Origin of the sequence: Halolamina salina (assembly GCF_042678005.1) — an archaeon.
Classification (GTDB): Archaea; Halobacteriota; Halobacteria; order Halobacteriales; family Haloferacaceae; genus Halolamina; species Halolamina salina.
The window spans coordinates 1-9,756 of record NZ_JBHUDH010000134.1; the positions used below are offsets into that span (position 1 = coordinate 1).

The following is a 9,756-nucleotide window of genomic DNA, read 5'->3' on the forward strand; positions in this document are numbered from 1 at the left end:
GGAGCACGTCAACCTCCTCAAGAACGGCGAGAGCGTCGACGGCGACGCGACCGTCGACGCGGGCGACGAACTCGCGCTGTTCCCGCCGGTCAGCGGCGGATAGGACGCTCCGCCCGCGTACCGTCCTACCAGTTCTCCCGAGAACTCACTCCCGCGGGAAACCGACGTGTGCGGCGTCGGCGAGGGCGCGGTCGGCCGCCGCGTCGATATCGAACTCCCGAACGAGCTCACCGTCCCGGAGCAGCGGCTCCAGCAGCGCCTCGCCGTCGGCGCCGCGGTCGGCGAGCGCGACGTGGTGGCCGCCGTCGTCGGTCCGGTACACCTGTTTCGTCCCCGAGAGCTTCCCGCGCTTGGCGGCTGGCTCGCCGTCGACTTCCACGATGTCCAGCGCGAAGTCGATCGGGTCGGCGTTGCTGACGTAGCCGCCGACGCCGAACCCGTCGACGGTGTCCCGGAGGTGGCGGATGCTCGCGGGGTCGATGCCGCCGCTGACGAACACGTCCACGTCCCCGTGGCCGCGGGCGTCGAGCTCCCAGCGAACCTCGCGGACGATGTGGCGGAAATCCCCCCGCCGGGAACCGGTCGTGTCGAGGCGGACGCTGTCGAGGTCGTCGCCCAGCGTCTCGACCGCACGGAGCACCTCGTCGACCTCGTCGGAGTACGTGTCACACAGCGTCACCCGCGGCACGTCGGGGTCGACCGCCTCGTCGAACGCGCGCCAAGCGTCCTCCTGATTCCCGCGGCCGAAACAGATCAGCAGCGCGTGTGGCATCGTCCCGCCGGCCTCGCGGCCGAGCACCTCGCCGGCGGCGACGTTCGAGATGCCGTCCAGCCCGCCGATCAGCGCCGAGCGCTCGACCATCGCGCCGATCGAGGGGTGGACGTGTCGAGTCCCGAAGCTCAACACGGTCGACTCCGGCGCGGCCCGGCGGGCCCGGAGCGCGTTGGTCGCGACCGCCGAGGCGTGGGAGAGAAAGCCCAGAAGCGCCGTCTCGTAGCGCGCGAAGTCGAGGTAGTTCCCCTCGATCCGGCAGACCGGCCCGCCGTCGAACAGCGTCCCCTCCGGCAGCGCGTCGGCGTCGATCGGCAGCCCCTCGAGGAGGTGGGCGGCGTCTTTCAGCCCCGCGAGCAGTTCGAACTCGCCGGTCGGGAACTGGTCGGCGGTCACCTCCGCGACGACGTGGGGGTTCCGTCCCGCGTGGGAGAGCGTCTCGGTCGTCCGGTCGAAGTAGGCGTCGGTCGCGTCGCCTGACTCGATCGCCTCGGGTGAGATGATGTCGAACTCGCTCATGGTGTGGCCCCCGCAGTCGCGGGGAGCAGTGTGTCCGAACTCGTGGGCGTGTGAACAAAAAGTCCCGTCTATCGGTGGCGGCCGGAGAACGAGGGTCTTCAGCCGCGCGGTTCGAACGCGAGGCGTCTCAGCCCGGCGGGGCCGGGTCCCTACTCGGATTCGTCCAACTGCTCGGCCAGCGTCACCGCGTCGCCGGCCACGGTCGTGTAGTCGACGCCCGCCTCGTCGGCGACCAGCCGGATGTGAGAGGCCAGCAGCGAGAGCGCCTGCATCCCCTCCTGCTGGGCGTCGTCGGCCCGCTGGGCGAACGTGGAATCGACCTCGCGGCCGTCGCGGACGACGCCGACGTAGAGGGCGGTGGCGTCCTCGTCGAGCAGATCGCGGGCCTCCTCGACCCGGCGGGCGAACGCCGGATCGTCGGCGTCGTCGCCGGCGGGTGCGCCCTCGCTCCCACCGTCGGCGTCCGGGCTGTCCTCGAACTCGTCGGCCACGGGAATCAGTCGTCCGGCCGGGGCCGGGCGACGAACAGCGTCTGGACGATGCTGAACGGGTCGTAGACGGACTGGTGGCAGGCGCAGTAGACGCCGTCCTCGCCGCCGAAGGAGGCCGAGGAGGAGTTCTGCTTGTACCCGGGGACACAGCAGAAGTGGGTACACTTGTTGAGCCACGCGAGGAACCCCTTCTCGGTGCTGGCCTGCAGCCAGTTCACGATCGACTGATCGGCGTCGGTGTTGCCGTTCGCGATCTCCTCGATGATCGGGCTCCGGATCACCTGGATCGGGATGGTGTTCTCGGTACCCTCCGAGCGCCAGCGCCCGGTCGCGGGCTTGCCGAGACCGGCCTCGCCGATGCCGTTGCCCCAGCTCTCGTAGTCGTCGAACATCTCGACGTTGAGGCGGTCACCCTCCTCCAGCGCCTCGCTCTGCCAGTCGTAGTCCGGACCGGCGATCGAGCGGAAGTAGTTCTCGGAGTCGTAGCTCGGGACGATCCCCTCGTAGGACTCGACGCCGCAGTACTGGAACCACTCCGAGGAGTACGTCTGGCCGCCCATCTCGGTCTCCGCGACCTCGATGGTTCGGCCGCCCTGTTCGACCTCCTTCACCTCGGGCCAGACGCCCTTGAGGTACCCCTCGTCGTCGATCTCGACGGGGATCTGGGGCATCCCGCGCGGCGCGGGACCCGCGGTGTTCTCGATGGCCATCGCGGTCGTCGAGCCACCCCCCTCCCCGGGGGATTGGGTCGCGGAGTTGATGCCGACCGCGCCGGTCATGCCGACGGCGGCCAGCCCCGCGCCGCCGACGACCCCCTTGACGAACCGCCGACGCCCGGACTCGGCGGGATACTTGTCCTCGTCTGCGCTCATGCCCGAGATGTCGGTCCCGCGTTCTCAAAAGCATGACGAAGCACCCATGCGGGCGGCGGGTCGGCCGAGACGGCGTGCGACGCCCGCGGGCGCGGCCGTCCGGGGAGCGGAACCGAACGCAGTGGCAGAGGTTCAGGGTGAAACACCCCCGCCACTCGGAACCCTCGACTACCGAACCTTCCCCCGCGCCTGCACCTCCCAGAGATCTGCCACCTCGCCGTCGCGAACGCCGACGATCAGGTCGTGGAGGTTGATCGTGGTACAGACGTGGGGGACGACGAACTCGAGTCGATCGCCCACCGCGAACGTCTCGTCGGACTCGCTGGTGTCGATCCAGCCGTGCTCCTCGCTGGCGTTGACGTACTCGATGTCGTCGCGGCGTTTCGGCACGGGCATCTGGGGCTTGTCGAGCGAGAACGTCTTGCTGCCGCCGTCGACCACCAGCCGGTCCTCGTCGGGCACCGAGATCACCGTCGTCAGCACCGTCGCCGTACAGTCGGCCTTCGACACCTCCCACGGCCGAAGCTCCAGTTCGCCCACGTCGTTGAACGGGTACATTCCGGGGTTGATCTCCGTGACGACGGGGTGGCGGGCGCTGTACCGCGAGGTGGCGGTGCCGCCGACTTTCACCTCCGCGACCTCGATCCCGGCGGCTTCGATGTCGTCGACGACCGACGCCGCCAGCTCCATCGCCTCCCAGCAGCGCTCCTCGAACTCCTGTTCCGTGCTCGCCTCGCTCTTGACGTTGGCGTCGTAGGCGAGGATCCCGTCGAACGCGAGCGCGTCGGCGTCGGCGATCCGCTCGGCCAGCGCCGGCGCTTCCTCGGGGCTGGCTCCCGTCCGGTGCAGTCCCATGTCGACCTCCAGCACCGCGTGCAGCGTTCGGTCGTTCCGCGCCGCCGCGGCTTCGAGCGCGTCGATCGTCGCCGCGGAGTCCACGGTCGTCGCCAGTGCGTCGAGCTTCCCGTCGAGCCAGCAGAGCCGGTCGAGCTTCGACTCGCCGACGACCTGGTAGGAGAGGTAGATATCGTCGATCCCGTTGCGGGCCATCGTCTCGGCCTCGCCGAGGGTCTGACAGCAGATCCCGGTGCCGCCGGTGAGTTCCACCTCCCGAGCCGCCAGCTCCGCGTTCTTGTGCGTCTTGACGTGTGATCGCAGGTCGACGTCGTGCTCGTCGGCGACGGCGGCGTACTCGCGGATGTTCTGTTCCATCGCGTCCACGTCGGCGAGCAGCACCGGCGTCTCGAGGTCGTCGACGGACTGCCCGAGGCGGGGCGCCATCTCGTCGCTGGTCCACGTGGTCATGCAGGGAGGGGCACCGGCGAACGGAAAAGCGGGGTGGAAGGAGAAAACGGCGACGGGCTACCCGAGCAGCCGCGAACAGGAGCCACAGAGGTTCTCCTCCTTCACGTCGACCTCGCGCACCGTCGGGGAAAAGGACATCACGCACTTGCTGTTGTCGCAGTGCTCCAGCCCGAAGTTGTGGCCCATCTCGTGGACCACCTCCTTCCGGATGCGGTCGGCGAACACCTCCGTGGTGGGCTTGTTCGAGATGCCGCCGTCGGAGGAGGTGTTGAGCCGGTGGGTCGAGATGACCGAGCCGCGGCCGTTGAGGTACGCCAGCCCGAACACGTAGTTCCGCTGGCGGTAGTAGAGGTCCTCGGTCGTGATCGCGATGTTCTTCTCGCCGGTACCGGCGTCGCTGGCCACCTCGATGAACCGCTCGGCGCGGTACTGGCTCCGCCCGCGGTCGTACGCGTCCTCCGGGATCGCCTGCTCGCTCCGAACGCCGACCTCGCAGTCGTAAACGGTCCGCAGCGCCTCCGACGCCTCGCGTTTGGCACGGCTGGGGACCGATCCGACTGGAACGATGTCGACGCGCATATCTCCACCCATGCCGAGGATCAGCATAAACCCTCGGCATGGACCGTAAAACCGATCCGCTGATCGTCAGACAGCTCCGGGGCGAGGAGCGCGTGCTGGAGGTCGGCATCGGCAACCGGACCGGGGTCGCGGCCCGACTCGCCGACGCCGGCGTCGACGAGCGCGCCCGCGACGTTCGCCCCGTTACCGTCCCCGAGGGCGTCCGCTTCCGCGTCGAGGACGTGACGGCCGTCGACGAGCCCGATGTGTTCCATCAGGTCGACACCGTGTACGCACTCAACTGCCCGGCCGAACTCCACCGGCCGATCCGGGATCTCGCGGCGGCCGTCGGCGCGACGTTCCGATTCACCACGCTGGGCTACGAGGAGCCGTCGATCCCCGTCGAGCGCGAGACGCTCGGCGGCGGCGACACGCCGCGGGTGACCCTCTACACCGCCACGACCCGGGACGGGCCTCGCCCGGGGCGTCGCTGACGCCGGCGCGAGCCGCAAACGCCTTTCCGCCCGGGGTCGGAGCGGGGGTATGCACGCTGACGCGGTCGTCCTCGACGTCGACGGGGTGCTCGTCGACGTGGCCGACTCCTACCGGCGGGCGATCATCGAGACGGTGCAGCGACGCCACGGCGGGACGATCGAGCGCGCGACGATCCAGCGCTTCAAGGACGCCGGCGGCTTCAACAACGACTGGGAACTCACCGACGCGGCGACGCTGTTCGTGCTCGCCCGCGAGGCGGGCTACGCCGGCGACGCCGCCGACTTCACCGACGCGATCGCGGCCCACGATGAGGGGGGACTCGCGGCCGCCCGGGCAGTTCTGCGCGAGGCCGCGGCGCGCGAGGGGTTCGACGCCGACGCCGTCGAGGCAGCGTGGGACCCCGAGGGCGTCCGGGAGACGTTCCAGGCGCTCTACCTCGGCGCGGAGTTGTTCCGGGAGATCGAGGGCGGTGCCCCACCCTTCGAGGCGCCGGGGTACATCCACGACGAGCCGGTGCTCGTCGAGCCGGGGACGATCGAGCGGCTACAGTCGGGGTTCTCCGTCGGCGTCCTGACGGGGCGACCCGCCGCGGAGGCGGATATCGCGCTCGAACGCGCCGGGCTCTCGGTTCCCGAGGAGCACCGCTTCACGATGGACGACTGGGAGGAGGGGAAACCCCACCCCCACGCACTGGTCACGCTCGCCGAGCGGTTCGGCGCCGACTCGACGGTGTTCGTCGGCGACACGCTGGACGACGTGCGGACCGCGACGAACGCCGCCGAGGCCGACCCCTCCCGGGAGTACCACGGGATCGGCGTGCTCACTGGCGGGCTGACGGGCGAATCGGGCCGACGGAAGTACGAGGCCGAGGGCGCGGCGGCGGTGCTCGACTCGGTGAACGACCTGCCGGACCTGCTCGACTGAGTCGGCTCGCTTCCCGCTCGCACAACCCTTAACGTCGGCACCACCGCACGGGCAGGTATGGACATCGCGATACTCGGCGGCACCGGCGACATCGGCGAGGGGCTCGCGCTGCGCGTGGCCTACCACACGAGCCACGACGTGCTGATCGGCTCCCGCGACGCCCAGAAGGCCGAGACGAAGGCCGCGGAGTACGAGACCGAACTCGACTCCCGGGGGACCGAGGTGACGATCGAGGCCGGCGCCAACGAGGACGTGGCGACGCTCGCGGACGTGGTGGTCGTCGCGGTCCCGCCGTACTACGTCGACGACACGATCGAGTACGTCGCCGACGACCTCGACGAGGGCGACATCGTGGTCTCGCCCGCGACGGGGATGGATCGCGACGACGACGGCTTCCACTACGCGCCGCCGCCCGCGGGTAGCGTCACGGAACACGCCGCCAGCGCAGTGCCTGAGGGGGTCCACCTCGTCGGCGCGTTCCACAACCTCGCGGCCGGCCGGCTGGCGAACTTAGACGCCGATCTGGGCGTCGACACGTTCGTCGTCGGCGAGGACGACGACGCGAAGGGGATCGTGACCGACATCGCCGAGGGGATCGAGGGGCTGCGCGCGCTCGACGCCGGCGGGCTCGCCAACGCCGCGGAGGTCGAGTCGCTCACGCCGCTGCTGGTGAACGTCGCGATGCACAACGACGGGCTGCACGATCTGGGGCTGGAGCTGAAGTAGTCGGCCCGCGGGGGGCTGGTCGGCGCGCTCGTTAGCTTACTCGCGCTCCCAGTCCCGTTCTACCTGTTCGAACTCGGCCTCGTTCTGGCCGGGGAGAGCGTGTTCGAGCCGGTGCCGAACGCGTCCCCCCTGACGCAACTCCTTTCGGATCTGCTGTCGTTCCTCTTCGTGCCGATCGTCCTCGGCGCACTGGGGGTCGTTCCGACGTACGGCGGGACGGTCGTCGTCGGTGCGCTCGTCGGCTCGCTCCTCGCCTCCGAGTGAGAGGTAGTCGCGAAATGCCGTCGGTATCCGCGGAGTCGCGAGATCAGCGAGTCCGGTTCGGAGAACTCGACGGCGCCTCGAGTTCGATCCACTCGATGGTCTGGAAATCGCCGGAACACTCGCCGCAGATGAGTACCTCCTCCAGTACGGTCGAACCCTCGAGGGTCAGCGTGTAGCGGTCGGACGCGGAGGAGTTGCAGTTGAAACACTCGTCCATCACTGGAAAGATACTCGCCACCCGTATCAGTTGGAACGTTACCGATTATCCGGGTAACCGTTCGGTCGTCCGGCAGCGTGGCCCCGAACTCACGAGCGGGACCGACCGGTGTACGCTAAAACCGCGACTCCAGTTCCGCCCGCAGATCGTCCGGCTCCATCCCCTTCATCGAGAGCAGCACCAGCAGGTGGTAGAGGAAGTCCGCGCTCTCGGCGGCCAGCTCCTCGCCGTCGTCGTCTTTCGCCGCCAGAATCAGCTCCGTCGACTCCTCGCCCAGCTTCTCCAGCACGGCGTTCTCCCCCTTCTCGTGGGTGAACAGCGAGGCCGTGTAGCTGTCCTCGGGCAGGTCGCGCTTGCGCTGCTCGATCGTCTCGAACAGGGCGTCGATGGTGTCGGCGTCGAGTGCGTCCTCGGTGTCGGCCGTCGGCTCGGACTCGTCGGGATCGCTCACTGGCTGCTCACCTCGACGGTCTCGAAGAAGGCGAGGTCGTGGATCCGGGAGTCGGCGGTGAGTTCGGGGTGGAACGACGTGCCGACGACGGGACCCTGTCGGACCGCCACGGGGTCGCCGTCCCAGCGCGCGAGCACTTCCACGTCGTCGCCGTCGTTGATCGGCGCGCCCGAGCCGTCGCCGACTGCGTCGATCAGCGGCGCGCGGATGAACACCGCCGGGAACGGCGAGTCGAGGCCATCGACCGCCAGCGGCGCCTCGAAGGAGTCCTTCTGCCGGCCGAACGCGTTGCGATCGACGGTCACGTCCAGCAGGTCGAGCGTGTCGACGCGGTCGTCCTTGGCGTCGGTCGAGGCGACGATCAGTCCGGCACAGGTCGCGAGCACCGGCTTCCCGGCCGCGACGTGGTCGCGGATCTCCTCGTCGATCCCCTCGCGGGCGAGCAGTCGGGAGATGGCCGTCGACTCGCCGCCGGGCATCAGGAGCACGTCGCAGTCGGGGACGGTGCCGGACTGGCGGATCTCGACCACGTCGGCTTCCTCGCCGTGGGCGCGGGCGGCGCGCTCGATGGCGGCGGCGTGTTCGCTCACGTCGCCCTGGACCGCGATGACGCCTGCTTGCATGGCTGGAGGTGGGCGGGCGGCGCGCAAAAAGGGTGCGTTCGACCCGGCTCAGAACGCGGCGCGGAGGACCAGCACGAAGATCCCGAACAGCGTCCCCGCGGCGACGACGGTGCGGGGGTCCATTCGGATGGCGTTGCGGTCCTCGGCGTCGAAGTAGCGGACCAGCCCCGCGCTGGACATCAGTCCGCCGCTGTCGCTTCCGCTCATACAGCCACGTCGGGACGTGAGCCGCCTAAAGCTTCCGGAGCGGGACGGGAGCGCGTGAACGCGAAAACCGAACGGAGCGCCGCCGGCGGAACCCTTATGCGCGGCCACGGCCAATTTCGGCCCACGCATGACTGTCCGACTGAAGGACTTCTACGCCGACTGGTGTGGCCCGTGTAAGACACAGGACCCGATCCTGGAAGAGCTCGAGGAGGAGTTCGGCGACGTGGAGTTCGAGAAGATCGACGTCGACGCCGATCAGGAGACCGCCAACGAGTACTCCGTCCGCTCGCTCCCGACGCTGGTGATCGAGAACGACGACGGCGTCGTCGAGCGGTTCGTCGGCGTCACTCAGCGCGACGAGCTGGAGGAGGCGCTCGACCGGGCCCAGCAGGGCCAGCAGGCCGCCTAACCGGTTTCGACGTTTCTCTCTCGCCGCGAACAGCCCGACCAGCCGCCGGCGAGCCGCTCGTAGGGCGGCAGCGCACCCCGAACGGCGGCGTCGGCCCGCAAGGTAAGCGTTAAACGCCCGCCGAGAGAATCCACGCGTATGGCTAAGTTCGAAGAAGCGGAGAAACGCATCCTCGACAAACAGATCTGCATGCGCTGTAACGCGCGGAACCCCCAGCGCGCCGAGGAGTGCCGGAAGTGTGGCTACGGGAAGCTCCGACCCAAGGCCAAGGAGCCGCGCTCGGCCTAACGACGCGCTCCCCTTCTCCGTCCGCAACCCTCGACAGCCGCGCTACTCCTCGGGGTACTTCGGCTCCCGGCGCTCGGCCCGCTCCAGCGCGCGCTCGATCACGTCGCGCACGCTCTCCCCGTCAGTCGCTTCGAACGGGTCGCCGTGGCCGGCGTACATCCCCTCCACCGAGTCGGGGAGTCGATCGAGGATCGTCCGCAGGCTCTCGATCAGCCGCTCGCGGTCGCCGCTCGGGTGGTCGGTCCGGCCGAAGCTGCCGTCGTCGAACGCGCCGTCGTTGTACACCACCACGTCGCCGCTAAACAGCGCCGTCTCGCCGACGAACGCGACGTGGTCGTCGGCGTGGCCCGGCGTGTACACGACCTCGTGGGTCTCGTCGCCGATCTGGACCGTGTCGCCGTCGTCGATCGCGTGCGTTCGATCCGGGTGGTCGTCGTAGGCGAACAGTTCCGCGTCGAACGCGTCGAGCACCGCGTCCAACTGCTCGACGTGGTCGCCGTGCTGGTGGGTAAGGACGACGCGATCGAGATCGTCGACGTGCTCGCGGACCTCTTCGGGCGTCCAGACGTAGAACGCCCCCTCCTCGCGTTCAGGCTCCTCGCCCTCCTCGAGCCGGGAGTCGGGCGTCTCGCTCC

Annotated in this window: 17 protein-coding genes; 7 read left to right on the forward strand and 10 right to left on the reverse strand. The window is 69.4% G+C overall.

Translation table 11 applies throughout. The features are described from left to right. The coding region (locus ACFR9S_RS11545; protein ID WP_379818740.1) for a MoaD/ThiS family protein at positions 1-103 on the forward strand (103 nt) is incomplete at its 5' end. Positions 104-145: 42 nt separating this feature from the next. Here ACFR9S_RS11545 and ACFR9S_RS11550 read toward each other — a convergent pair. The 5 genes from ACFR9S_RS11550 to ACFR9S_RS11570 form a co-directional block, all read right to left on the reverse strand. After that, entirely contained in the window at positions 146-1,291 is a 1,146-nt protein-coding gene (locus ACFR9S_RS11550; RefSeq protein WP_379732638.1) for a nicotinate phosphoribosyltransferase, read from the reverse strand. A gap of 149 nt (positions 1,292-1,440) precedes the next feature. Continuing rightward, positions 1,441-1,782 (reverse strand): hypothetical protein, encoded by a 342-nt coding sequence (locus tag ACFR9S_RS11555; RefSeq protein WP_379818717.1) that lies wholly within the window; start codon positions 1,780-1,782, stop codon positions 1,441-1,443. Positions 1,783-1,787: 5 nt separating this feature from the next. After that, complete coding sequence (locus tag ACFR9S_RS11560) at positions 1,788-2,654, reverse strand: ubiquinol-cytochrome c reductase iron-sulfur subunit (protein WP_379818718.1); 867 nt, start codon at positions 2,652-2,654, stop codon at positions 1,788-1,790. A gap of 168 nt (positions 2,655-2,822) precedes the next feature. Continuing rightward, the gene (locus tag ACFR9S_RS11565) at positions 2,823-3,959 is read right to left on the reverse strand and encodes an alanine racemase (protein WP_379732468.1); all 1,137 of its coding nucleotides are present in this window, start codon (positions 3,957-3,959) and stop codon (positions 2,823-2,825) included. Between the two features lie 57 nt (positions 3,960-4,016). Further along, the gene (locus tag ACFR9S_RS11570) at positions 4,017-4,538 is read right to left on the reverse strand and encodes an archaemetzincin family Zn-dependent metalloprotease (RefSeq protein ID WP_379732469.1); all 522 of its coding nucleotides are present in this window, start codon (positions 4,536-4,538) and stop codon (positions 4,017-4,019) included. Between the two features lie 38 nt (positions 4,539-4,576). Between ACFR9S_RS11570 and ACFR9S_RS11575 the strand changes: the two genes are divergently transcribed. The 4 genes from ACFR9S_RS11575 to ACFR9S_RS11590 all read left to right on the forward strand — a co-directional run bounded on the left by ACFR9S_RS11575 (position 4,577) and on the right by ACFR9S_RS11590 (position 6,926). Next, entirely contained in the window at positions 4,577-5,011 is a 435-nt protein-coding gene (locus tag ACFR9S_RS11575) for a UPF0146 family protein (RefSeq protein WP_379818720.1), read from the forward strand. A 49-nt stretch (positions 5,012-5,060) separates the two neighbouring features. Next, a complete protein-coding gene (locus ACFR9S_RS11580; RefSeq protein ID WP_379818722.1) occupies positions 5,061-5,936 on the forward strand; it encodes a TIGR01548 family HAD-type hydrolase in 876 nt (291 codons plus the stop codon). Between the two features lie 57 nt (positions 5,937-5,993). Beyond that, a complete protein-coding gene (gene npdG, locus ACFR9S_RS11585) occupies positions 5,994-6,662 on the forward strand; it encodes an NADPH-dependent F420 reductase (RefSeq protein WP_379731316.1) in 669 nt (222 codons plus the stop codon). Positions 6,663-6,773: 111 nt separating this feature from the next. Next, on the forward strand, positions 6,774-6,926 hold the full coding sequence (locus ACFR9S_RS11590; RefSeq protein ID WP_379731315.1) for a hypothetical protein: 153 nt from the start codon (positions 6,774-6,776) through the stop codon (positions 6,924-6,926). A gap of 43 nt (positions 6,927-6,969) precedes the next feature. Here ACFR9S_RS11590 and ACFR9S_RS11595 read toward each other — a convergent pair whose 3' ends face one another. The 4 genes from ACFR9S_RS11595 to ACFR9S_RS11610 form a co-directional block, all read right to left on the reverse strand. Continuing rightward, on the reverse strand, positions 6,970-7,143 hold the full coding sequence (locus ACFR9S_RS11595; RefSeq protein ID WP_379731314.1) for a hypothetical protein: 174 nt from the start codon (positions 7,141-7,143) through the stop codon (positions 6,970-6,972). 115 nt (positions 7,144-7,258) lie between these two features. Then, on the reverse strand, positions 7,259-7,594 hold the full coding sequence (hisE, locus tag ACFR9S_RS11600; protein ID WP_379731313.1) for a phosphoribosyl-ATP diphosphatase: 336 nt from the start codon (positions 7,592-7,594) through the stop codon (positions 7,259-7,261). Next, the gene (gene pdxT, locus ACFR9S_RS11605; RefSeq protein WP_379731312.1) at positions 7,591-8,217 is read right to left on the reverse strand and encodes a pyridoxal 5'-phosphate synthase glutaminase subunit PdxT; all 627 of its coding nucleotides are present in this window, start codon (positions 8,215-8,217) and stop codon (positions 7,591-7,593) included. The genes hisE and pdxT overlap by 4 nt, the downstream gene beginning before the upstream one ends. Positions 8,218-8,265: 48 nt before the next feature. Next, positions 8,266-8,424: a preprotein translocase subunit Sec61beta gene (locus tag ACFR9S_RS11610; protein ID WP_379731310.1), complete on the reverse strand. Its 159-nt coding sequence runs from the start codon at positions 8,422-8,424 to the stop codon at positions 8,266-8,268. Positions 8,425-8,551: 127 nt separating this feature from the next. Here ACFR9S_RS11610 and ACFR9S_RS11615 point away from each other — a divergent pair, with 127 nt between their 5' ends. Together ACFR9S_RS11615 and ACFR9S_RS11620 are read left to right on the forward strand one after the other, a co-directional pair. Next, positions 8,552-8,833, forward strand: coding sequence for a thioredoxin family protein (locus ACFR9S_RS11615; RefSeq protein ID WP_379731309.1), 282 nt, complete (start codon positions 8,552-8,554; stop codon positions 8,831-8,833). 138 nt (positions 8,834-8,971) lie between these two features. After that, complete coding sequence (locus ACFR9S_RS11620) at positions 8,972-9,121, forward strand: 50S ribosomal protein L40e (protein WP_053948938.1); 150 nt, start codon at positions 8,972-8,974, stop codon at positions 9,119-9,121. A 42-nt stretch (positions 9,122-9,163) separates the two neighbouring features. Here ACFR9S_RS11620 and ACFR9S_RS11625 read toward each other — a convergent pair. Beyond that, on the reverse strand, positions 9,164-9,756 hold a 593-nt coding region (locus tag ACFR9S_RS11625), incomplete at its 5' end, for an MBL fold metallo-hydrolase (protein WP_379818723.1).

Bases quoted from the DNA above. Each gene is read 5' to 3' on its own strand.
- ACFR9S_RS11610 (WP_379731310.1), bottom strand. From the start codon at position 8,424: ATGAGCGGAAGCGACAGCGGCGGACTGATGTCCAGCGCGGGGCTGGTC.
- ACFR9S_RS11620 (WP_053948938.1), top strand. From the start codon at position 8,972: ATGGCTAAGTTCGAAGAAGCGGAGAAACGCATCCTCGACAAACAGATC.
- ACFR9S_RS11595 (WP_379731314.1), bottom strand. From the start codon at position 7,143: ATGGACGAGTGTTTCAACTGCAACTCCTCCGCGTCCGACCGCTACACG.
- ACFR9S_RS11580 (WP_379818722.1), top strand. From the start codon at position 5,061: ATGCACGCTGACGCGGTCGTCCTCGACGTCGACGGGGTGCTCGTCGAC.
- ACFR9S_RS11550 (WP_379732638.1), bottom strand. From the start codon at position 1,291: ATGAGCGAGTTCGACATCATCTCACCCGAGGCGATCGAGTCAGGCGAC.
- ACFR9S_RS11565 (WP_379732468.1), bottom strand. From the start codon at position 3,959: ATGACCACGTGGACCAGCGACGAGATGGCGCCCCGCCTCGGGCAGTCC.
- ACFR9S_RS11560 (WP_379818718.1), bottom strand. From the start codon at position 2,654: ATGAGCGCAGACGAGGACAAGTATCCCGCCGAGTCCGGGCGTCGGCGG.
- npdG (WP_379731316.1), top strand. From the start codon at position 5,994: ATGGACATCGCGATACTCGGCGGCACCGGCGACATCGGCGAGGGGCTC.
- ACFR9S_RS11615 (WP_379731309.1), top strand. From the start codon at position 8,552: ATGACTGTCCGACTGAAGGACTTCTACGCCGACTGGTGTGGCCCGTGT.
- ACFR9S_RS11570 (WP_379732469.1), bottom strand. From the start codon at position 4,538: ATGCGCGTCGACATCGTTCCAGTCGGATCGGTCCCCAGCCGTGCCAAA.
- ACFR9S_RS11575 (WP_379818720.1), top strand. From the start codon at position 4,577: ATGGACCGTAAAACCGATCCGCTGATCGTCAGACAGCTCCGGGGCGAG.
- pdxT (WP_379731312.1), bottom strand. From the start codon at position 8,217: ATGCAAGCAGGCGTCATCGCGGTCCAGGGCGACGTGAGCGAACACGCC.